The 23,926-nt window shown below is 24.8% G+C and carries 21 protein-coding genes; 9 read left to right on the forward strand and 12 right to left on the reverse strand.

What is annotated here, in order from left to right; genetic code table 4:
• The 6 genes from EXC48_RS00350 to rplS form a co-directional block, all read left to right on the forward strand.
• A partial coding sequence (locus tag EXC48_RS00350) for a DnaA ATPase domain-containing protein (protein WP_129720367.1) occupies nucleotides 1-1,389 on the forward strand: 1,389 nt, incomplete at its 5' end.
• A 140-nt stretch (nucleotides 1,390-1,529) separates the two neighbouring features.
• On the forward strand, nucleotides 1,530-2,663 hold the full coding sequence (locus tag EXC48_RS00355; RefSeq protein ID WP_129720368.1) for a DNA polymerase III subunit beta: 1,134 nt from the start codon (nucleotides 1,530-1,532) through the stop codon (nucleotides 2,661-2,663).
• Nucleotides 2,664-2,879, forward strand: a complete 216-nt coding sequence (locus EXC48_RS00360) for an RNA-binding S4 domain-containing protein (RefSeq protein ID WP_129720369.1) — start codon at nucleotides 2,664-2,666, stop codon at nucleotides 2,877-2,879.
• A gap of 165 nt (nucleotides 2,880-3,044) precedes the next feature.
• Nucleotides 3,045-3,272: a 30S ribosomal protein S16 gene (gene rpsP, locus EXC48_RS00365; protein WP_129720370.1), complete on the forward strand. Its 228-nt coding sequence runs from the start codon at nucleotides 3,045-3,047 to the stop codon at nucleotides 3,270-3,272.
• Nucleotides 3,273-3,277: 5 nt separating this feature from the next.
• Entirely contained in the window at nucleotides 3,278-3,961 is a 684-nt protein-coding gene (trmD, locus tag EXC48_RS00370; protein WP_015286871.1) for a tRNA (guanosine(37)-N1)-methyltransferase TrmD, read from the forward strand.
• Nucleotides 3,951-4,301, forward strand: a complete 351-nt coding sequence (rplS, locus tag EXC48_RS00375) for a 50S ribosomal protein L19 (protein WP_015286872.1) — start codon at nucleotides 3,951-3,953, stop codon at nucleotides 4,299-4,301. Before trmD ends, rplS begins: the two co-directional genes overlap by 11 nt.
• Nucleotides 4,302-4,391: 90 nt before the next feature.
• Here rplS and EXC48_RS00380 read toward each other — a convergent pair whose 3' ends face one another.
• From EXC48_RS00380 to EXC48_RS00405, 6 genes are all read right to left on the reverse strand, one after another.
• Nucleotides 4,392-5,837, reverse strand: a complete 1,446-nt coding sequence (locus tag EXC48_RS00380) for a hypothetical protein (RefSeq protein WP_129720371.1) — start codon at nucleotides 5,835-5,837, stop codon at nucleotides 4,392-4,394.
• 1 nt (nucleotide 5,838) lies between these two features.
• Nucleotides 5,839-7,830, reverse strand: a complete 1,992-nt coding sequence (gene ligA / locus EXC48_RS00385) for an NAD-dependent DNA ligase LigA (protein ID WP_129720372.1) — start codon at nucleotides 7,828-7,830, stop codon at nucleotides 5,839-5,841.
• A 79-nt stretch (nucleotides 7,831-7,909) separates the two neighbouring features.
• On the reverse strand, nucleotides 7,910-8,845 hold the full coding sequence (gene tsaD / locus EXC48_RS00390; RefSeq protein WP_129720373.1) for a tRNA (adenosine(37)-N6)-threonylcarbamoyltransferase complex transferase subunit TsaD: 936 nt from the start codon (nucleotides 8,843-8,845) through the stop codon (nucleotides 7,910-7,912).
• The gene (gene tsaB, locus EXC48_RS00395; protein WP_129720374.1) at nucleotides 8,845-9,405 is read right to left on the reverse strand and encodes a tRNA (adenosine(37)-N6)-threonylcarbamoyltransferase complex dimerization subunit type 1 TsaB; all 561 of its coding nucleotides are present in this window, start codon (nucleotides 9,403-9,405) and stop codon (nucleotides 8,845-8,847) included. The genes tsaD and tsaB overlap by 1 nt, the downstream gene beginning before the upstream one ends.
• Complete coding sequence (gene tsaE, locus EXC48_RS00400) at nucleotides 9,405-9,800, reverse strand: tRNA (adenosine(37)-N6)-threonylcarbamoyltransferase complex ATPase subunit type 1 TsaE (RefSeq protein WP_015286878.1); 396 nt, start codon at nucleotides 9,798-9,800, stop codon at nucleotides 9,405-9,407. The genes tsaB and tsaE overlap by 1 nt, the downstream gene beginning before the upstream one ends.
• The gene (locus EXC48_RS00405) at nucleotides 9,781-10,659 is read right to left on the reverse strand and encodes a DegV family protein (RefSeq protein WP_129720375.1); all 879 of its coding nucleotides are present in this window, start codon (nucleotides 10,657-10,659) and stop codon (nucleotides 9,781-9,783) included. The genes tsaE and EXC48_RS00405 overlap by 20 nt, the downstream gene beginning before the upstream one ends.
• Nucleotides 10,660-10,695: 36 nt before the next feature.
• On the opposite strand from EXC48_RS00405, the gene tapR reads away from it, so the two are divergent.
• Together tapR and tyrS are read left to right on the forward strand one after the other, a co-directional pair.
• Nucleotides 10,696-11,268: a TyrS-associated PheT N-terminal domain-related protein TapR gene (gene tapR, locus EXC48_RS00410; RefSeq protein WP_129720376.1), complete on the forward strand. Its 573-nt coding sequence runs from the start codon at nucleotides 10,696-10,698 to the stop codon at nucleotides 11,266-11,268.
• 1 nt (nucleotide 11,269) lies between these two features.
• The gene (gene tyrS / locus EXC48_RS00415; protein WP_129720377.1) at nucleotides 11,270-12,505 is read left to right on the forward strand and encodes a tyrosine--tRNA ligase; all 1,236 of its coding nucleotides are present in this window, start codon (nucleotides 11,270-11,272) and stop codon (nucleotides 12,503-12,505) included.
• A 19-nt stretch (nucleotides 12,506-12,524) separates the two neighbouring features.
• Here tyrS and EXC48_RS00420 read toward each other — a convergent pair whose 3' ends face one another.
• The 4 genes from EXC48_RS00420 to def are packed head-to-tail and all read right to left on the reverse strand — an operon-like array spanning nucleotide 12,525 to nucleotide 15,783.
• Entirely contained in the window at nucleotides 12,525-13,100 is a 576-nt protein-coding gene (locus EXC48_RS00420; RefSeq protein WP_129720378.1) for a DJ-1/PfpI family protein, read from the reverse strand.
• Nucleotides 13,100-13,999, reverse strand: a complete 900-nt coding sequence (locus EXC48_RS00425; protein WP_129720379.1) for an MSC_0882 family membrane protein — start codon at nucleotides 13,997-13,999, stop codon at nucleotides 13,100-13,102. Before EXC48_RS00425 ends, EXC48_RS00420 begins: the two co-directional genes overlap by 1 nt.
• Nucleotides 13,992-15,203, reverse strand: coding sequence for a hypothetical protein (locus EXC48_RS00430; protein ID WP_129720380.1), 1,212 nt, complete (start codon nucleotides 15,201-15,203; stop codon nucleotides 13,992-13,994). The genes EXC48_RS00425 and EXC48_RS00430 overlap by 8 nt, the downstream gene beginning before the upstream one ends.
• 16 nt (nucleotides 15,204-15,219) lie before the next feature.
• Nucleotides 15,220-15,783 carry a peptide deformylase gene (def, locus tag EXC48_RS00435; RefSeq protein ID WP_129720381.1) on the reverse strand — a complete coding sequence of 188 codons (564 nt, stop codon included), beginning with the start codon at nucleotides 15,781-15,783 and terminating at the stop codon, nucleotides 15,220-15,222.
• A 44-nt stretch (nucleotides 15,784-15,827) separates the two neighbouring features.
• Between def and plsY the strand changes: the two genes are divergently transcribed.
• Nucleotides 15,828-16,550, forward strand: coding sequence for a glycerol-3-phosphate 1-O-acyltransferase PlsY (gene plsY, locus EXC48_RS00440; RefSeq protein WP_129720382.1), 723 nt, complete (start codon nucleotides 15,828-15,830; stop codon nucleotides 16,548-16,550).
• Between the two features lie 73 nt (nucleotides 16,551-16,623).
• Here plsY and EXC48_RS00445 read toward each other — a convergent pair whose 3' ends face one another.
• Both EXC48_RS00445 and EXC48_RS00450 read right to left on the reverse strand, forming a co-directional pair.
• The gene (locus tag EXC48_RS00445; protein WP_129720383.1) at nucleotides 16,624-19,911 is read right to left on the reverse strand and encodes a hypothetical protein; all 3,288 of its coding nucleotides are present in this window, start codon (nucleotides 19,909-19,911) and stop codon (nucleotides 16,624-16,626) included.
• Nucleotides 19,912-20,227: 316 nt separating this feature from the next.
• Nucleotides 20,228-23,908, reverse strand: coding sequence for an alpha-amylase family glycosyl hydrolase (locus tag EXC48_RS00450; RefSeq protein WP_223216291.1), 3,681 nt, complete (start codon nucleotides 23,906-23,908; stop codon nucleotides 20,228-20,230).
• Between the last annotated feature and the right edge of the window lie 18 nt (nucleotides 23,909-23,926).

Genomic DNA, 23,926 nt, shown 5'->3' on the forward strand with positions numbered 1-23,926 from the left:
ATGAATAGTATAAGAGAACAAATAGTTGATAATCAAATAAAAACTAATGAATTGAGAAGTTATTTTATAAATGAAATACCAGATAATATGATTTACCAAACTTTTTTTAAAAACGTTGAAGTTATTTCTTTTGATAACAATGAAGTAATAATAACTTTTTTTCATTATAACGGAGATAACGCTATGATTTATAATGAATTTTATAAAGAGTCGATATCAAAAACTATTTGTGATGTTTTTGGAAAAGAATATAAATATAAAATCATTTCCAAAGAAGATGTAAATAAATATAAAAACATAAATAAGCAATCATCAGAAAAAGAAGTTGTTAAACAAGTTAAATCTTTTATTGAAAATGAGTATTCAGATAAATTTACATTTGACACATATCTAAGAAGTGAATTTAACAAAGAATGCGTTGACATATGTAAAGATATCGCAGAACAAAAATCAGATCTAAATATTTTATTTATTTCAGGAGCTTCAGGAATTGGAAAAACACATCTATTACAAGCTGTGGGGAATAGATTTGAAGAAAGAGGAAAAAAATCAATATACATAAATCCCTTAATATTTAATAAAAAAATATTATTAGCATTACAAGAAAATAATTCAACTTATATTACTAAAATACTTAACCATCTTTCTTCTGTTGACATTGTTTTATTTGATGATTTTCAAATATTTGGCGAAGGGCAAAAAAAGCAAACAAAAAACTTTATTTATCAAATCATTGATGCGAGAATACATAAAAATAAACCAACAATCATTTCAACTGAAATGGATATAAAAGATATAGAACCTATGTTTGATGAGCGCCTATTAACAAGGATTCAATCGGGGTTTTTAAGTAAAATAAAAAAACCAAAAGAAAGTGAATATAAATGTTTATTGGATTTTTTATTTGAAAAAAATAATATAAATGTTGATATTGTTGATGAAGAATCTAAATCCTTTTTAATTAAAGAATATTCGAGCTCAATTCGATCATTACTAGGTGTTGTCGCAAAAGTTAAATACTATAAAAACGACTTAATGAATGCAACTTATGCATTTAATGTAGTCAAAAATATTTTTGGAGATAGTACATCATTATCAATCGTAACAACTCCTGAAATAATAATTAAAAAAGTTTCTTCTTATTATAAAGTAACAGCAAAAGAAATAATGGGGAAAACAAGAAGAAAAGAGATAGTAATAGCTAGACATATATGCATTATATTAATGGATAATTTATTAAGTATGTCATCGACCGAAATAGGAAAAGTATTAAACAAAGACCACACAACCGTTTTGAACGCTTTAAAAAAATCTAAAAACGAAGGAACTGAATCATCTATTAAACTGGCAATAGAACAAATAAAAAAAGATATACGCACAAGCAAATAACAAATAAGTAAGAATAAAATAACAATTAAAATATTGTATAAAAATGCTTCTTAGTACTATATATAAGATATTTTTTTAAAATTGTTATATCTTATTCACATAAATAACATAAAATAATATTATTAATATTAGGAGTTAATATGAAATTTACAATTTCCAAAAATATTATCGAAAATACTATTGAATTTTTATCAACATTTGTTGATAACATAGATACTTTTACTCCATTTAGAGGTATATATATAAAAATTAATAATAGTGAAATTACCTTTATTGGGGGAAATTCAAATATAGCAGCAAAAAAAACTTTACAAATTGATGAAAAAAATATAAAATTAGAAATTCCTGGAAAAATGTTGATAAATACATTATTATTAAAAAATCTTATAAAAAAATTTGATAAAGAAATAACTTTTATAAAAAACGAAAACTCTTTAGAAATTTATGAAAAAAACACAAGATATACTCTAACTTTACTAGATGAATCTAAATATCCAGATTTAAATTTTAATTTACCTAGTAATAATACTACAATAAATTCAAAAGAATTTAGTGAAGCGATTAATAATGTTTATATATCAACTAATTTATCAAACGACAAAACTCACGGAATAACTTCTAATCCTGTAACGAAAACTATTAATTTAAAATCTATTAATAATAAAATTAGATTAACAGCGACAGATAGTTATAGATTATCTTCTTGTACTTTTAAAACTGACCAAAATATGGATATTGACATTAACATAGACAATAGAAATTTTAAAAAGTTATATAGTAAAGAAATGCCTTCTGAGGTTAATTTATTTTTTGAAAATAACAGATTAGGTATTTTTTACAAAAACACCATTATATATACCCACACAACACCTATAAAATATATAGACGTAGATAATATTTTAAAGATTGATGAAAAAAATAAAAAAATAAAAATAAAAATAAAAAAAGAAGAATTATCAAAAGTAATAAACAAAACTGTTTTTTATTCTCCTGAAAAAATAAGAAGACTACAATTCTTTATAACAGAAAACGAAATAAAAACTACTTTTGAAATCCCGGAAATTGGTATTTCTGAATATATTACTACCGAATTTTCTTATAAAGGAAAAAATCTAGAAATAGATATCGATTGACAATACATAAAAGAAAGTATTTCTGCATTTGATTCAGAAAATATAATTATTTATATCTCAAGCAATGAAGACAGAGTTTATCTTTTAGATGGTGAAAATGAAGATAATATCCAAATATTAACCCCTATTAGGAGATATTAAATGATAATAAAAATAAAAAGTGAATTTATAAAAATTTCTCAATTATTAAAATTTTCAAAAATTATAAACACAGGCGGCGAAATAAAAAAATTTTTAGAAGACAATCATGTAACTTTAAATGGCAAAAAAATTACATCAAGGAGTTCAAAAGTAAGGCCTGGTGATATTGTGTGAATAAACGAAGATTCTGTATTGAATATAGAAGAAGATGAATAGTTATTTTTTTAATATAAATTAAATATAAAAGTATATAAGAAAATTATATGCTTTTTATACTATAGAATTTAAAAATTTTAGATTTATTTTTTATATTTAAAAAGATATGTTATATAATTAATTTATACTGTCAAGCAAAAATGCTTGACACCAAAAGGAGGACAAATGGTAAAGATTAGATTAAAAAGAATGGGTAGCAAGTTTAAACCAGTATATAAAATAGTTGTTGCTGATGCTAGAGCTCCCCGTGATGGAAAATTTATTGAGGCACTTGGTCATTATAATCCAAATACGAAAGAACTTGTTTTAAATAAAGAATTAACTAATAAATGACTTTCTTTAGGCGCTAAACCAACAGACACTGTTTCAACATTGATGAAGAGAAATAAATAATTTTTATGAAAGTTAATTTCTTAACAATATTTCCAAATTATTTTCAACCATTTAAAGATGAAAGCATAATTAACAAAGCTTTAAATAAAAAAATAATTGATATAAACGTCATAGATTTTAGAGAATTTTCGAAAAACAAACATAAAAAAGTTGATGATGAAATATATGGCGGCGGTCATGGTTTATTGTTACAAATAGAACCGATTGATTTAGCATTAGAAAGCTTAGAAAATAAAGGAGGCTATAAAATATTAGTTTCACCACAAGGTAAAACATTTAATCAAACTATAGCCAATTGACTTTCTGATAAAAAAGAAATAACTTTTATTTGCGGTAGGTATGAAGGTTTTGATGAAAGGATAGTAGATCTTGTTGATGCGGAATTATCTATTGGTGATTTTGTTTTAACAGGAGGGGAGTTACCCGCGATGGTAATGGCGGATAGTATTATAAGACTTGTTCCCGGTGTTATAAATAAAGATTCGTATCAAAATGATTCATTCCAAAATAAAGGATTATTAGATTATCCGCAATATACAAGACCAAGGGAATATAAAGGAAAAAAAGTTCCCGAAGTATTATTTAATGGAAATCATAAAGAAATTAATGAATGAAAATTGAAAGCTCAATGAGAAAAAACTCTAAAAAATAGACCAGACATTATAGAAAGGTTAGAAAATGAGAAATAAATTATTAGAAATAGTAGAAAAACCACAATTACGTACCGATATTATTGAATTTAAAACAGGAGATAATGTTAAAGTTCACGTACGTATACGTGAAGGTGAAAAAGAACGTATTCAGGTTTTTGAAGGTTTAGTCATATCTAAAAAGGAATCAGGGACTAGAGAAAGTTTTACAGTTAGAAAAATTTCATATGGTATTGGTGTAGAAAGAACATTTCCTGTTAATTCACCATTAATCGCGCATATTGAAGTTGTTAGATCAAATAAAGTTCGTAGAAAAAGATTGTTCTATATGAGAAACCGTAAAGGAAAAAGTGCCCGTCTTAAAGAAATTAAAAAATAATTTCATTGTCCTTTATAAAAATTTTATTTATTCTTTATGAATGGATAAAACAATTTAAAAAAGCCAGATTTAAATCTGGCTTTTTTAAACTTAAAATTCAATCATTTCAAATTTATCGGGACTGTTTTTAATTTCTGCTTCTAAGTGTTTTTTAAATGAATTTTGATTATTATTTGTTTCATAGCCAAAATAGTCATAATCTTGTGATGATAATAAACCAAAACCATATTCATCATCGCTAATATTTTGCATAAATAATGCTATCATATCATTATTTTCATCAACAACCAAACTACCTGACGCTCCTGAAATTAAATCATATTTTAATTTCGGAGAATCATCTTTTTGAATGAAAGTTCTAAAAAAACCATATTTTTCATATTCTCTTGCTTGGTCGTTTATTGTTACTGTTCTTATTTTACTAATAATATGTTCTCTATATCTTCTTCCTGTGAACCCTGCATAATCATCTAGAGGGAAGGAAGCTAAATGTAAGTTAACATAATCATTAGAATTTAAATGCTTAGTTTTTTTACTTAATTTAAGAGGTTTTATTTTTTTTCATTCATTTAAATAATTTAAAATTTTAATATTGTTTTCTTTTTTTGCTTTTTCTATGATAGGACTTATATCAATAATAGAAATTGATATATCAGCATTATTATAGTTTTTGTTTTTTATATTACCTTGCTTTCTTGGTGTTTGCTCTTTTGACTCTCAAAAATCAAATACAAAATTATTATATTCAACATCAATTGAAATGTCTTTATCAGCATTTTTAACTTTATTATCATCTGCTGAGGAAATTAAAAATTTTTTAAGTACTTGCCTATTAGCTCATCTATTTTTTAATATGTTTGATACGTGCCTATTAGTAATAAAATAATAACGTTGATCATTAGGATCAGACGGTTTTACCTTAGCGATCATTGTTGAAGTACCACCCCCAACAACAAAAACTCTTTTTCTTAAGTTTTCAAAAATTTTATTTTTATTCAGTGAAACATCTAATCTTTTTCCTTCTTTTTCATTTTTATAAAATTCTTCGTTTGATGAGAGTTTAGCGAAGTGACTATTATTTAATATTTTTGAAGTAATAGAAAAGTTTTCGTCTTTGCCGTCATAAACATAATAAGAAACATCAACAACAGTACTGTATTTTTCTATAAAAAAAGTATCATTAGATGATTCGTTTAAATTAAATGTAAAATGTTTATCACTTGATGACTTTAATTTTAGTTCTATTTCATTTTTATTATTTATCGAAGCTTTATATAATAAATTTATTTTAGATGATATTTCTTTTTTTTCATTTTCTATAATGATATTAATATCTTCTAATATTTTCTTTTCTTTTGAAACAGAAATACTTTCATTTTCGATTGCTTTTAAGTATTCCTGATATTTTTTATGACCCTTTATTTTATTTAATGAACTACGCAACGTAGGTAATTTAACTTTTCCGTATTTACAAGCAACCATTGTCGTGAAACAAGCGAAGCCTAAACTAAGAAAAAATAATTTTCTAAATTTCATCTTATTTTTCATCCTTTTTAATTAATTTTAAAAATTGCTCTTCGTTTATTATTTTTATATCATATTTTAATGCAGCAATCATTTTTGAACTATTTGTATTTTTTTCATTAGTTATTAAATAGTCTAAATTTTTATTAACGCTTTTCAATAATCTTCCGTTATTTTCTTTTATTTTTTGTTCATAGAACGATCTTGAATAATTTAATTTTCCTGTAATTACAAAAGAAAGATTATTTAAAGTATGACTTTTTTTAGTAGAATGGGTTTGATATTTAAATATTTCATCAAATTTAATTAATAAGTCTTTATTCTGCTTTATATACTCTTTTAATTCATAAATAATTGAAGGGCCAATAGTGTTTACTTTTTCTAATTCTTCAAAATTTATATTTATTAATTCCTTAAAATTACTAATTTTTTCTGCAATAATTTCAGCAACAGAAAGCCCGATGTGTTTTATACCAATTCCATATAGAACATTTAAAAATTGTGTGTTTTTCGCTTTTTCGATACTATCTAGTATTTTATTTATTTTAGTTTCTTGAAAATTTCTTAGTTTTAAAATCTCATTTTTAAAATTTTTTAATTTGAAAATGGAAATTAAATCACTAATAAAACCGTATTTATAAAATAATTCGATATTTTTTTCGCCTAAAGTATTGATGTCGAGTGCTTTTTTGCTTGTGAAGTGTATTATTGAACGAATCTTTTTTTCATTACAATTTGCATTTAAACAAAATTGATCAACTAAGTTATCAAGATTAACCAATATAGAATCACAACTTGGGCAATATTTAATTTTTTCATAATAATTTATCGAGTGCTTTTTACTTAATCCTGTAATTTTAGGAATTATTTCACCTGATTTTATTAAGATTATTTCATCCCCAATATTTATATTTAATTCTTTTATAAATTCACTATTATGAAGAGTTGCTTTTCTGACAGTGGTTTGAGCTAATGTAACAGGCTCAATTTCTGCGATATAACTAATTTTTCCTGTTCTTCCAACTGTTGGAATTATATTTTTAATAATTGATTTTGCTTCTTCTGTTTCGAATTTGTAAGCAATTGCATATTTTGGGAATTTTGCAGTTAAACCAAAATTGTTTCATAAATCAAATTTATTTACTTTTAAAACAAAACCATCACATTCAAAATCAAATGATTTTTTTAATTCTTTAAACTTAAAAACATAGTTTCAAATCTCCTCAAAGAGACTGCTTTTCTCTATGTAGGGGCTAGTATTAAAGCCTAAGGTTTTTAATTTATGTATAGCGTCCGTTTGTGTCTGTATATTATGTTCTAACGGATCAACAATATTATAAATAATGGTTGATAAATTTCTTTCTTTAATTGTTGAATTATCTAATTGTTGAATTGTTCCAGAAGCTGCATTTCTTGGATTTGCAAAAGGTTTTTCATTATTTAAAACTCTTTTTTGATTGATTAGAACAAATTGAGATTTTGGTAGATAAACTTCACCCCTAACTTCTAATGTTTTTTTATAATTAATTATTTTTGGAACATCAGCTATTTCTTTAATGTTATTAGTGATATCATTTCCGATTTGTCCAGTTCCTCGAGTTACAGCTCTAACCAAAATTCCTTCTTCATAATGTAAAGAAATTGATGCACCATCAATTTTCGGTTCCAAGCTAAACTCAACTTTTTTACTTATTTTTTTAATTACATCATTATAAAATTTTTCTAAATCTTGTTTTGAGTATGCTTTTGCCAAAGAAAGCATAGGACTATTATGTTTAAACTCTTTAAAGCCTTTAACAATATTACCGCCAACTTTTTTTGTTGGAGAATTAATTGAAATAAATTCTGGATATTGTTGCTCAAGAATTTCTAATTTTCTTAATTCTATATCATATTTATTATCTGATATAGAAGGTTCAGAAAGAACATAATATTCATGATTTCACTTATTGATTTTATCAACTAATTCATCAATCTTTTTTTTGATATTTTGGTTTATATTCATAGTTTTATTTTATCATATTCTTATATTATGATGTTTTTAAAAATAGCAATATAAAACCATATGATCGCTATTTATATTGCTATTTTTTATTCTTTAATACTTTTAAATATGCTGATTGAGCAATCATTGCACCATTGTCAGTTGAATACTTAAGATCAGGAATTATAGTATTTTTATGTAGCTTTATGAATTCTGATCTTAATAATTTATTAGCACTTACACCACCACCTAAAACTAAAGTTTTGACATTATATTTATCAAGCGCTAATTTAGTTTTATAAATTAGATAATCAACCGCAGTTCTTTGAAAACTTGTTGCGATTTGCACCTTATTAATTTTTTGATTTTTCATTTGGGCTTGATTTACAATGTTTAATACTTGTGTTTTTAAACCACTAAATGAAAAATCTAACTCATTTTCAGTTTTTGGTTTAGTTAGTTTGATAAATTCTCCATTATATTCATTAAATAATTTATCAATAATGGGCCCACCAGGAAAGCCTAAACCTAATTTACTTGAAATTTTGTCAAAAGCTTCTCCCACAGCGTCATCTAAAGTTTCGCCAATTATACTAATATCATCAATATCTTTTGAATAAATTAATTGAGTATGTCCCCCAGAAACAAGTAAACATAAAGCAGGGAAGGTTATTTTGTGAGTTATTGTAGCAGAAAGAAAATGACCATTTAGATGATTGATTGGAATAAGTGGCTTATTTAATGAAATTGATAAAGCATTTGCAAATAAAAACCCAATTTGTAATGAACCGATTAGACCAGGCTCTTTTGTGTATGCTATATAACTAATTTTTGTTAAGTCATATTTTTTTTGAATAATTTTTTGAATTATTGAAATATTTTTTACATGCTCTCTTGAAGCTAGTTCTGGAATAGTGCCCCCAAATTCTTTAAAAATGTCAATTTGAGAAATTGTTCACATATCTAAAACTTTTCCATCTTCTAATAGAGCAAGTGAAGTATCATCGTGTGATGTTTCAATACCTAAAATAAGCATTATTTACCCCCGATTTGAGGTTTCTTTATATATAAAGGCTCAATATTTATAAGTTCACTTTCTAAAGTGAAAATATTTTTTATTTTAGAAAAATTTTTAATTAAGTCATCATAATTAAGATTACTTAAAGGAAGATTTTGTTGATTAAGTATTTTAATTTTTTTTAAATAATCTTTTGAATCAAAATCGTTATATGTTAGAAAAAAATATTTTTGTCCTTGTGCGTCTAAAATGAAATCTTTTTTATCATTATTTATAAAATTTAAAATTTCAAATGTATTAGTAGTATAAATTTTTTGGTTTAATATTAATGCTATTGTTCTTAAAAAAATTAACGATGATCTAATCCCGGTAAAAAAACCAGGTCCTAAATTAGTGTAAAAAGCTTTTATATCACCTATATTAATGTTATTTTTTTGCAAAATGTATTTGAATTCATCAACTATTAGTTCCACCTTTTTTTTATAATTTTTATAGTGTACATAATCAATAACTTTAAATTCATTTGTAAATAAAATTAATACAAAATCAGTGGTAGCAGTATCTAAAAAAATATTCATTATTTTTTCTCTATTCTAAACGTATGTGTTTGATCATTATTTAATGTAGTCTGAACTAAGATATATGATTTATAATCTAATTTGAATAAATTAGCTCATTCAATTGCTATGATATTATCTTCGAAATAGTCTTCAAATTCTTCGATATCACCTTTATAATTATATAAATCAATATGTATTAAACCATTGTAATTTTTCATATAATTGAATGAAGGAGAAGTGATATTTTCAACAATTCCAAGTTTTTTCGCAAGTTTTTTTACAAAAGTAGTTTTACCAGAACCTAATTCACCATTAAGTAAAACAATTTTTACATCTCTTATATCATCAATTCAATCATTAATGATAATGTCTAATTCTGATTCATTGTTAAGTTTATATTCTTTTTTCTTCATAGAGACCTGAGTATTTATCTAAGGCGCTTGATAAATACTTTCCCTTTATAATAACGATAGCTTCTGGTCCAGTATGCACTGAAATAACATTTGGAATTGGCAATATAATTGGATTTAAAGAATATTTTTCATTAGCGTATTTAGATAAAGATACCATATCTTGTGTCATGCTCCCTAGTAAAACTAGTTCATCGTTATTTTCTTTTATTTGAAATTTTTCATCAAGAACATTTTGCAATGATTTAAAAAATATCCTTCCTTTCCCTTGTTTTTCTAGTGAACCATTTTCGAATCTAATCAAAGGAACTATTTTAAATAATTTAGCTATTGTAGCAGCACCTTTTGATAATCTTCCTCCTTTCACCAAGTATTCATTATGTTTTGGTAATAAAGTTATATCCAACTCTTTATTTGACCATTTTGAAGCTTCGCTAAAAGCATATTCAAATCCATTTTTGATCAAACTTTTTTTGAATTTTTCTATCCTAAATAAAATTGTTTGCGCAACATCAACGGAATCAACGATATAGATATTTTTTATATTATTTGAAATTAGTTTTAAGGAGTTGTACTGACTAGATAATTTAGAAGAAATGGGGAAAACAACTACTTTTTGATATTTCAATGCCAAATCTTCTAAAAGATTTTTTGAGTATCCTAGTGGAGTTGCAGATGTTTTAGCTGATTTTGACTGAAGATTAAAAAAATCAAAGAAATTTTTGTTATCAAAATCAATTCCATCATTGTATTTTTTTTCATTTATTTCAATTTGAAGAGGTAAAAAATAATAACCAAATTTTTCAGCTTGGTATTTATTTAAACCACATGATGAATCAATAACAATAGCAATATCTTTCATGGTTTTAATTATATTAAAATTTGCTATAATTAAAAAATGATTATTATTAATAATATAAGTGATTTTTTTGATAATTCAGCCATAATTTTTGTAAATTCTAAAATAAAAAAAGAGAAAACAATAATATTAAATGATTTAGTTTTTTTTATTGATTCATTAAATAAAATTAATAGTATTAATATTTTAAATGCTAAAAAGTATTTGATTAAAAATAAAAAATTTTATGTAGACAAAATAGAAAACTATGCATTAATAAAACAAATAGCAAATGAAAATAATCTTATTTTTGATGTTCCCAAAAAATTTGTTTATGCAGAAATAAAAGCGAGAAAAACACACCCGAGGTCTGAGAAGCTTTTTGTTTTGAATTTATTTGATGGAACTTCAATTTTTGATATTGTTACAAATACATTAGAAACAGAACAGGGTAGGGTTATTGTTATTGCATTACCTGGCTCAACAACATTTAGTGGTAAAGATATTTTAGAAGGGAAGGTACTTGATATTAATAGTCCCGGTATGGTTGTGAGTTATAGAACGCTAGGAATAAATAGAGATGGTCTAATTTTTGGAACAAAGGATGATATAGGCAAGGAGTTTGAATTTTAATATGAATATTATTAACGATTTAAAAGATAGAGGAATTTTAAAAGACATTACTAATATTGAAAAATTTCAAAATATAGATAGTCAAGCTTTTATTTATTCTGGTTTTGACCCAACTGCTAAAAGTTTGCATTTAGGAAACTATATTCAAATTTCTGTTCTTTTAAGACTAAAAAAAGCGGGAATTAATGTAATTGCTCTTGTTGGTGGAGCGACCGGAATTATTGGGGATCCCTCATTTAGATCTTCAGAACGTGTAATGCTTGATGATAAGGAAATTTTAAACAATAAATCAAGCATTATAAAGCAGTTACAAAAGTTTGATTTAAAAGTTATTGACAATTTTGATTTTTATAATAATATGTCAATTTTAGATTTTTTAAAAAATGTTGGAACATTAATAAATATCAATTACTTGTTATCAAAAGATTCAATCACTTCAAGATTAGATAATGGTTTAAGTTTTACAGAATTTACATATAGTTTAATTCAAGGTTGAGATTTTTATAAACTATATAAAGATTATAACGTTTATGGACAATTTGGTGGTTCTGACCAATGAGGAAATATTACAACGGGATTAGAAATTATTTCAAAAAAAGAAGGGGCAAATCATAAAGGATTTGCATTTACAACTAATTTATTGACAGATCAAACCGGCAAGAAGTTTGGTAAATCAACCGGAGGCGGAAGTCTGTGATTAAATCCCGAATTAACAAAGCCATATCAAATGTATCAATTTTTGTTAAATCAACCTGATGAAGAGGTTGAAAAATTATTAAAATGATTAACTTTTTTAGAATTGAGTGAAATTGATAAAATAATTAAAGAACACAATTTAGATCCTAAAAAAAGACATGCGCAAAAACAATTAGCATATCAAATAATTAAGGATATACATGGACAAAATGAAGCAAACGCATCAAAATCATTAAGTTCAATTTTATTTGATAAGGATCTTGATATTTCTAAAATATCTATAAATGATATTGAGTTAATAATGAATGAGCTAAAAGTTTTAGAAGTTAAAAAGAATGAAAACTTAATTGAGTCTTTAATTGAGCTAAAAGTTGTTAAGTCAAAAAGAGAAGCAAGAGAATTTATTGAAAAAGGGGCAATTAAATTGAATCTTAAAAGCATTGATGAAAGTCAAAAAAATTACTCAGAATTTTTTGATAACTATTATGCTATTTTACATATCGGAAAAAAGAATATTTATCTTTTAAAAATAATTGAATAAAAACCGCAAATGCGGTTTTTTATAATACAATTTCTTTTGCATCAGGAGAACCTGCGAAAATTTGATATGTCTTTAACGCAACATCATAACCAAAAACTTCAACAATAACCATAAATGCTAATTTAGCTGAAGAATATGGAGAATTTCCAGTGTAAAGTTTATTGTTTGACTTTGAAATTAACTCTGTTGTCCAATTGGATGTGCGATATTCAGAACTTCAATCTGTCGGGTATGAAGAAAATTTTTCATTTTGAATTATTTTGTGTTCACTTAGAACATTTGGAGCATCACAAATAGCTACAAGCTTTTTATTCATTTTTTCATATAATTGTTTAATTATATTAATTGATTTTAAGTTTTTTCTTAAATCTTGGGATCCTGGACCACCAGGAATAAAAACCATATCGTAATCATTAATATTAATTTCATTGTGAATATTTTCAATTTTTGCAAGCCCATTAACGCCCTTTGCAACTTTTAATGTCGGGTTATAAAAATCAATTTTATTAAATTTTTGTGAGGTTTGAAAAATAGTTAATGGAGTAACTAATTCTACGTCTTTAAAATTATCTTCTATAATAACAAGTAAATTCATTATGCTTTCCTTCTGATGATTTTTTTATAAATTAAGTAAATTAAAAGAACAAAAGGTAATAATATAACTAGAATAAAGATTATGATATAAGTTCTCATTCATGCTTTATTTTCTTTTTGTCTTCTTTTTTCAACTAGGTTCTTTACTGAAATTGCTGCTTCACTTGAACCAAAATTACCTTGAATATCTTGTATTCTTTTTTTATCATATAGAATAATTAATACATATAAAGCAATCGCGCCAACAATTATACAACCATCAATAATTAATAAAAGGTTTACATTACCAAATAAAGAAATATTTATTTTTGCAAAATCAATTATAAAGTGAAAATTAATTCCATTTGTAGCTGAGTTTTTATCAAAATTATTTCCAACCTCTCAAACTTGATCTTTTAAAATTAAAACAAGTAAGTTAAATAAACCAAAATATGTTAGAAAGAAGGCTAAACCTCATGATAATCTAAGTTTTTTTAGTACTAGTGCCTGGTATATATCAACAAACATTGAACTTGCTGAGGCGTCGGCGTTTGAATAACTTTGTCTAAAACTTGTTTGAACTTTTTTTCATCCAGATATTTTTATTAAGCTTTTTACCATATATAAGAATGAGATAATAAAAGGTATTGCTAAAAGAAAATAATAACCAATTTTTTTATCTTCTTTATTTAGTGTTAATGTAACATTTAAAAGTATCCCGATAAAACATGCACTAAAAATTAAACCTCAAAAAATAGCTGAAAGAATTCTCACTCTTTTTTCTTTTTTTATAACTGAATAAGTGTTTGGGCTCAATTGTTTTTGTGGGTCAAGGTATATTTTTGATTCCTTATTCTTTTCAATATTAAATTGAGCAGTATTTAATTCTAATTTCTGACCAGAACGTTTAGGTTTAAACATTATGGCCGCCTTCTGAACCCACTCCACTAAGATTATTGATAAAATCATTTAAGTTTGAATCATTTATTCCGCTTGTTTCTTCTTTTTTAACTTCGTTTTCTTTTTTGTTCTTCTCTTTTAAGAAATCAAAAAATATTTCTATTGTTTTAGTAACATTTATTTTCTTTCTTAATTCTCCATCATTTGGGACAACTTTGTCAAATTCTTTAATAAGATCATTCTTAGTGTTTTCATTAAGATTTCCAACAACAGTTTCGAGTGTCTTGATTTTGTCTTCAATTTTCGGATCTTCTCTTTTAGTGTTTTCGTATAATTTATTAATATTTTCTTTTATATATTTTTCTGTTATTTCCTTTTTCTTTTCTGAAGATGCATTCTTATAACTTGGATCTTTAGTTTCTATTTCTTTTATAGCATTTTCAACAATGTTGTCTATTTTTTTATCAACGTTATTTTCTTTTGCTTTTTTAGTAATAATAGGTACAACAGCATTAAAAATTCTTTTATCATTAATAAGGTGCGCAGTTTCTTTAAGTGTATTTTCCAATTCTTCTTTTTCTTTATCTGAAAGAGATGAATAGTCTTTGCTAAGTATGTCGCTTTTTGTTAATGTATTAAGTACTTTTTCAATATCTTTTGTTTTTTCTATTAAACCAGCAAGTGATACACCTTTATTAGATGTTAGTAGTTTTACACCTAATTTTGTAACTTCACCAAAACTAGTTTTATTTTTTGTCCCAACTAAAAAAACATCAGTAATCAATAAAGAACCAGGAATTGTAACAACTAAATTGCTAAATCCGCCCAAAATTCTGAATAATCATTTTCTTTTCTTGATAGGATTCTTTTTCTTTTGGATTCCTTTGATAATAGCATGAAGAATTAGATTAATAATAAATAAAATAAGCCGAGAAACTCAATAAATAGCAATAGCTATTAGTGTTACTCCAAATGGAACAAACCCAATTAGATTTTGATCATGTTTATTGACTATATCCGCAATTTTGTTATATGCAATTATAGAACCCACCATTGTGATTATTATTGCAATTACTTTTAAAATTGTTCATTTAAATTTAAAAATCATTCCAAATAAGAAAGAAATCCCGAGAAAAACAATAAATATAATTGGTGCTCAAAATTGAGCTCCCGATGCTTCTAATTTGGAAATGTGATTAAAAATATTTTGTAAATCATTTTTCATAGTTATACCTTTCTTGTTAAATGTATTTTACTCCTTGTTTTTTTAATCAAGGGTTCTTTTTGCTTATTCTATCAATAAATAACTTTCCATTTAAATGATCTAATTCATGTTGAAAAATTATTGCAAGATAATCAGAAACTTCATATCTTAAAAATTTTTTTTCAAAATAACTATATGCATCAACAATTATACGTTTACTTCTATGTACGTATCCTTCTTGATTTGGATAAGTTTCAGGAACACTTAAACAACCTTCGCCTTCATTTAATGCTACTTGCATTTTACTTGCAAAAACAATTTTAGGATTAAATAAGACATCTTTAAAAATTATGTTTTGTTGATTATCTTGTAAAAAAACATAAAAAACATTTTTTAATATTCCGTATTGCACAGCAGCTACTCCCACCCCAGCTCTAAATTCTGAGCCTTCTCTTTGAGAATCATCGATGTGATAAATCATCATTTCTGCTAAAATTTCATCTTCTTTTGATAATGGAATTTTTATATCATTAGAGTTTTTTCTTAAAACATCATTAGGTAGCTCAACGATGTTTATTTTATATTTTTTTTCTTTTTTCATAATACTTAATTAATTATATAATATTTTTATAATATGGAGGCATAATGGAATTTTTTCTAACAATTTTTATTAATGTCGGTTTTTTTCTAATTGGATATTTAATTGGTTCAATAAATACGTCAATTGTGTTTAGTAAAATTTTTAATAAACCAGATTTAAGAGAATATTACTCAAAAAATGCAGGAGCAACAAATTCATTAAGAGTTTATGGAACTAAATCCGCTGTGTTCATTCTTTTGATTGATATATTTAAAACTTTTACAATGGTTCTAATTTGCCGCTTAATATCTTATGGGATAAATTCTCGAATCACCCCAGAATTTATTGAAAGAACAAAAGATGTTAGTTTAATTAGTAACAAATTATTTTTAATACCTCTTTTAGGTGGTTTAGGAGTTGTAATTGGTAATATTTATCCAATATTTTATAATTTTAAAGGAGGCAAGGGAGTAGCGACATCATTAGGGTTTTTAATTTCCATTAATATAGTATTATTACCGATAGCTTCTGTATTTTTCTTTGGCTTAATGTTTTGAAAAAGATATGTTTCGTTAGCGAGCATCGTAACTGCTTTTGTGATGATATTCTTTTGCGCAATTCCTTGAATAAGTGAAGGTCCGCTTGGTTGAATAACAGGTTTACAAGTAGGATATTTTTGAGTTACAATAATAACTTTTGGTTTAGCAGCTACATTTTTGATTTATTCACACAAAGAAAACATTAAGAGACTTTTAAATAAATGTGAGAGAAAGTTTGGTGTAAATTAATATTGATTCTTTTTTAAAATAACAACCATTATTTTATTAATGATTGTTATTTTTTAATTCTCAATAGACAGAGTTATGATAATTCAACTCTTACATATGCAACGTTTAAATATGTATTTAAGTATTTTTCGGTTGCATTCTTGATTTTGTCATCTTCAACTTTTACTTTTGAATATTTATTAGAAAAATCTCTAGCTTTATCAAAAATTTCTTTTTTTAATTTGTCAAGATTTTGAGAATTTCTATTTTTTAAATCTTCTTGAATAAGTCCAACGAGCTTATTGATTAGTGTTTCCTTAGAATTGTTATCATCGCCGTCTGCGTCGAAAATGAATTTTTCTAATTTTCTAATATGAAGAGCATTATGACCATTATAATAAGTGAATCCTAAAGAATTATTTGAAAATACAGAAGTATTTAATAAGTCTTTACCAATTAATCATGGCTCATTATTATTTCCTGAATAACCTTTTAATTTGTCTAAGTCATCAAGTCCTAAAATTGTTGCAATAGTATTTCGTAATGGAAGAATATTTGAAATATGATTAAGTGCTTTATCGTATTTTGCTTGATCAATATTATCCGGTTTTTTAAGAATACTTTTTAAATTATCAGAATTTGTTTCATTTTCCATATTTGAAGGATCATTTTTAACATCGTCAGTTGATCATGATTCACCTCAAGTTCCTTGATCTTTCCTAATATTAACTTTATTAGCTTCAATAGCTTCTTTTAATTTTTCATCTATTTCATTTATTTTTTGTTGAATATTAATTTGTTCTTTTGAGTTTTTATCTATTTTAATCAATTTTTTCTTATATTCTTCTTTTTTATCTTTATTTAAATATTGCATTTTATCAATTGCATGATAGTAATTTGCTTCTAAAAATGCATTATACAATTCAATTAGAAAATGTTTTTCTCCATGTTCTTGATCTGTATCATTATTTATGTATGTTTTATTTAATATTTCTTGAACTTTTGTTCTAAGTCTTATTGATACTTTATTAGTTAATTTGTTTCATAATTCAACTTTTGTTTTTCAATCATTGGGAATAATTTTGTTTATCTTTTCTTCTGTATCAGCCTTGTCAAGTTCAGATTTAAAATATTTATTAGCTTCTGAATCTTTATTTGGATAATTTAACTCAGAAATTTCTTTTATTTTTTTATCTATAAGACCACAAAGTTTTTTAAATAATTCTTCTTTTTCTTTAAGTTGTTCTTCTGTAATTGTATCTTTTGATGGAATAGAATCACCTAAGGCCTTTTTAGCTATTGCATTTGTAGAAGGAAAAGGAATTTCTTGAACTAATTTTAGTAGTTCACTATATCTTTCCTCTTTTGTTTTTTGTTTATCCATTTTTTGATTTGAGCCAGTATTGTTGATATTATCATTTGGTTTTGATTGTGCAGGAGGAGTTACAGAAGAATCTTTATTAGAGTCTATTCTCTTTTGTGAATCACTAGGTATAGATGATTTTGGTGTATTTTGCTTTTCTTGATTAATAGTATTAATGCTTAATTCAACTCTTACATATGCAGCATTTAAATATGTATTTAAGTATTTTTCAGTTGCATTTTTGATTTTCACTTCATTATTAACGGCTATTTTTGAATATGTGCTAGTGAATTCTTTTGCTTTATCAAGAATTTCTTTTTTAAATTCTTCAAGCTTCTTAGAATTATTTTTTTTATCTTCTTCAATAAAGCCAACAAGTTTTTTAATTAGTTCTTCTTTAGAATTTTCTTGATCACCATTAGCCCCGAATAAGTATTTTTCTAGTTGTCTTATATGAAGAGCATCATGAGAACCATTATAATATGTTTCTCTTAATTTATCTGTTTTAAATATTGAATCATTTAGTAATTCCTTACCAACTAGTCAATCTTTATCTTTTTGATCTCCTGAACTACCTTTTAATTTACTTAAATCATCAAGCCCTAAAATTGTTGCAATAGTATTTCGTAATGGAAGAATATTTGAAATATGATTAAGTGCTTTATCATATTTTGCTTGATCAATACTTTTTGGTTTTTTAAGAATACTTTTTAAATTATCAGAATTTGTTTCATTCTTGTTACTTGAAACATCCTTGTCATTATCTGTCGATCATGATCAACCTCATGATTTTTGATTTAATTGAATATCAACCTTATTAGCTTCAATAGCTTCATTAAGTTTTGCCTCAATTTCATTTAATTTTTCATTAATATTTACTGAATCATTAATTGATTCATTTAATTTTAAAAACATTGTCTTAAGCTCTTTTTTCATTTCTTCACTTAGATTTTGCATTTTATTAATAGCATTATAGAAATTACTTTCTAAATATGCGTTATACAATTCAATTAGAAAATGTTTTTCTCCATGCTCTTTATCTAAATCATTTATTGTGTAAGTGTTATTTAATTTGGTTTTAACACTTTCTCTAAGAATTCTTTCGGTTATTTTATTACTTAATTCATTTCAAGATTTAATTTTATCTTTTCATCCTTGAGGTATTATTTTAGCTATTTTATCTTCTGTATCAGCCTTATCAAGTTCAGATTTAAAATATTTATTAGCTTCTGAATCTTTATTTGGATAATTTAACTCAGAAATTTCTTTTACTTTTTTATCTATAAGACCATAAAGTTTCTTAAATAATTCTTCTTTTTCTTTAAATTGTACTTCTGTAATTGTATCTTTTGATGGAATAGAATTGCTTAAGGTCTTTTTAGCTAGTGCATCTTTAGAAGGAAAAGGAAGTTCTTGAACTAATTTTTGTAGTTGACTATATCTTTCCTCTTTTGTTTTTTGTTTATCCATTATTTGATTTGAATTAGAATCCGAACTATCATTTGGATTTGATTTTGTTGGGGGTTTCATTGGTCCAGGAGATACAGAAGGCTCTGTATTTTGTGGCGTTTTTTGCTTAGAGTTTAAATTTGTATTCGGCTCAGATTTTTCTATCTTTTTATTTTTATATTCAATCACTTTTTTTTCTAATTCTTGAAGCTCTTTATATGTATTTGCATTCGATAATTCTGCTGTATATTCATCTTTTTTGATTGGATTTGAAATTTCTCCTATGACTGTTTTAATTTTATTTCTCAATTGGTCTATAATATTTTTTATTTCTTTTTTTATTTCATCATATTTTATTTTTGTTATTTCTGTTGTATTAATTGTTTTTAAATATTCTTTGTACTTGGAATGACTTTCTATCTTTTTTAATTCTTGTAAAAGATCGCTTTTTAGATCTTTAATTGAAGTATCTTTTTCTTTGCAAGATAGTGCAATTAACGGAAGGGTTAATAAGGTATTTAAACTTAATGTTAAAAACATATATTTTTTTATTTTTTTATTTTTTGACATAACAAGAAAATTATATTTAAATGAATATGTAAACATTTCCAGACCAACCTTAATTAGACTAGTCAAGGTGACTAATTACATTAACTTATTTTATTAACCACATTTATTGTAAACATATGATGTTTATCATTATAAAACAATACTTTTAAGTATTTTTATTATAAAAACAGCATATGTAAAAATGATAAAAAAGTACTGAAATTTAAGCAGTACTTTTTTATCATTTTTGACTTTTTGCAACTATAAAAAGCTTTTTTTTTTTTTTTTTTTGGACAAAAGAAATGTTTTTAACAAAAATAGACAAAATGATATTTTTTTATTTAGGAGAAATTAAATAAGCAGCTAGAAAACCAGTTCCTTTCGCTTTTATTTCAGTGCCTGAACTAAATTGATTTAAACTAATATTTTTACTAAAGAAAGTTTCTTTTATTTTAAAATTTGATTTAAGCATAATATTTGAATTATTAGTGACATTTTTTGAATATAAAATCAATATGTATGTGCCATCCTCATTTTTTCTTACTGTCATTTCATAATCATGAATGCTGTTTTCTGAAGGAAAAATAAGAATTTCATGCGGTATTGTAATATATTTTGTATCAATATCTCTCAATGATTTATAGTCTTTTCTTAATTTTATTAATTTGGAAATTAAGTTATATGAAGAATCTGGATTATTAATAATTGATTCAACTGTTCCTTCGCCGGTTGAAGATTTTCTTGTAATTACTTCTCCTGGATTTCTTTTTTCAAAGAAATGAACATTATTTGCTGTATTTTTTCATCAAAATGCTTCTCTAACATTTGCATCTGTTTTATTTTTTGGACCACCTTGCATTAGAATTTCATTACCATTATATAAAGTTGGTAATCCTCCACGAGATAAAAGATTAACCAATGCATACTCATAGCCTGCTCTTTGAAATTCAGTTAATTTATGAGGAATTTCTGTTACATTGTGATCATTATTTGAATAACGATATTGAGTGATTCATCTCTCTACATCGTGATTGTCTAAAAATGGCATTCATTCTCTTATTTGGCCGTTTTTATCTGTGAGATGATCAATTAAATATAGTTCATCTTTTCAACTTATACCAACATTTGGATTAAGTTTTCATCTTGAACCATCAATTAAAGAACTAAGTGCTTTATCATTACCATTTTTTGAAAATCAATTTCTTTTAGCATTTTCTCCTTCTGGTGATTCTCATCACTCACCAAACATAAATGCATCTAATGATGATCTAGAGACTTTTTGATCTTCAGCGTTTTTATATTCTTGATTGATTACTTTTCTGAATTCTTTAAATAATTCTACCTCCTTGCCTTTATTATTATTACCTTTTGCAGGATTTTTTGAATCAAAGAAGTGATAAAATGCATCATATCTAAATCCATCAACACCTTTCCTTGCTCAAAAACGGTGAACATTTTTAAGTTCTTCAATAACGTCAGGATTATTTAAATTTAAATCAGGCATTCCAGATCAAAATTCTGCTGCTCAATTATAATTAGTATTTGCAGGATTTTTTGAAGGATCTTTCGCATCATAAACGTTTCTGAAGAAATGTCTTACTGTATCACTTCCTTCTTTATTTTGATTTTTTTGATTCTGATCAGTTCATTTTGGATGATCATAAATATAATAGAAATTCTTATATTTAGGATCATTTTGCAAGGCTTTTTGGAATCATGGATGCTCATATGAAGTGTGGTTAAAAACCATATCAAGCACAACTCTAATACCTTTTTCATGTGCTTTAATTAAAAATTCATCAAATGCTTTCATTCCTCCTAGTTCAGGAGCTACATCAGTATAATCAATTACATCATATCCGTGATATGATGAAGCAGGATGAATTGGCGAAAGATATAAAGTATCAATTCCTAAATTAACAAAATAATCTAAATTATTTTTAAGCCCGATAAAATCTCCGATTCCATCATTATTTCCATCAGCGAATGAATAAACTGTTAATTGATACATAACATTTGAACGCTTTGCATCTTTATTATATGGAGCAATAAATTGTACATTTGAAGCTTCATCAACATAACTAATGTTTGAAAGATTATTTTTTCTTATGATATCCACAAATTTATCATCACCTCAAGCTAATAAAGTTTTAGAAGATTTTAATTTATTTAATTCATTTTCTTTATTAAATAAATCTACATTATTTTTAGAATCTAAATAAGATCTTACGATTGCTGGGTTTATGTATGTGTTTAAATATTTATTAACCGCATTTTCTAATTTAGTTTCATTTTTATTAGATTTAATATATATTTTAATGAATTCTTTTACTTTATTTAAAATATCGGATTTTCATTTATTTAATTTTTCATTATTTTTATTAACTATATCCTCTTTTAATAAAACAACAATTTTATTAATAAGATCATTTTTTTCAGTTGGATTATCTCCGTTAACGCCGAATAAATATTTTTCAAGTTTTCTAACATGTAAGGCAGTTTGAGATTCTTTTACTTCATTTAAAACTCCATCAGTGAATGCATTTGGTTTAAGCAAGTCCTTGGAAATTAATCAAGGTTTATTATATTGATCGCCTGATGTTCCTTTTAATTCATCAATATTGTTAAGCGACAAAATTGTTGCAATTGTATTTCTTAAAGGCAGGATTGGTTTTAAGTTAGACAAGATTAGCTGGTACTCTGAACTTGATATTTTTAGAGGTTTTTTAATTAATTTATCAAGAATTAAAACAGTTGTTTCATTTTCTATACTTGAAGGATCAGTCTTATTTTTTTCAGTTGATCAAGACTCTCCTCAAGTTGTTTGATCAGGAGTTAGCTCAATTTTATTGTGTCCAATAATTGCTTCTTCAACAATATTTTCAATTTCTATAAGTTTATCATGTATGTTTTTATTATTTATTTCAGATTCAGAAATTTGTAGGGGATTAATTTTTTGAATATATTCAAATTTTTCATTTTTACTTAAATTATTTAGTGAATCAATTGCAGGAATAGCATAATGTAATACATATGTATTATAAAGTTCTTTTAAAAATTTTAAATCTCCATGTTCAAGGTCATTACTGTTTTCAAAAAAAGTATTTTTTAACTGATGTAAAAGTCTTTGATGATGCTCATTATTGGAAATTTTTTGTAATAATTGGTTTCAATATTTTATTTTTGCATTTCATTGTTTAGAAAAAATAGCATCAACTTTATCATCAGTATCAGCTTCATTTAACTGCGCTTTAAAATAATTAGCAGCTATTGGATCGTTACTAGAATCAGGGTAATTTAATTGTTCTATTTCGGTTAATTTCAATCTAATTTTTGCTTCTAATTTAGCAAGAATTTGATCAATTTTTAGAATTTCTTCATCTGTTTGCTTATCTAAATCTGTATATTTATTTAATAGTTTATTTTTAGCATTAGCTTTTTTATTTGGATAAGGTAAAACATCGATCCATGTTACAATATTTTCTTTTAATAAATATTTATACTCATCTATCATTTCATAATAATTTTTATTATTTAGATCGAAAATGGCTTTACTACGTTTTTCGATAGGAACATATTGGAGATTATTTATTTTTTTGGATATTAATTCTTTTTCTTTTTCAATTGTATTATCTATTCGAATATTTAGTGATTCTATTGAAGGAACTGTGTGCGATGAATTTAGGATATCTTTATATATTTTTTGTTTAGATAAGGATAAATTTTTAATTTTATTTAAGGTTGTTGGAATTAATTGTTTCAATTTATTAATTGTTTCTTTTAATTGTTTGATATTTTCTTTTGTTGAATTATTTATTTTCTTTTTTAATTCTAATATAGCAATAACATTTTGATTATCATTTTCTTTTGGATATTGTAGATAATTTAACGAGGTTAATAACTCACTTTTTAATCTATTTAATTCAGTATCATTACTATTACATGCGTTTGAAATAGTAATGATACTTGTAGCTGTCATAATTAAGCATTTATTAATAATTTTTTTCCATTTTTTCATAACCTTATAATTTTATTT

Source organism: Mycoplasmopsis cynos (genome assembly GCF_900660545.1).
Classification (GTDB): domain Bacteria; phylum Bacillota_I; class Bacilli_A; order Mycoplasmatales; family Metamycoplasmataceae; genus Mycoplasmopsis; species Mycoplasmopsis cynos.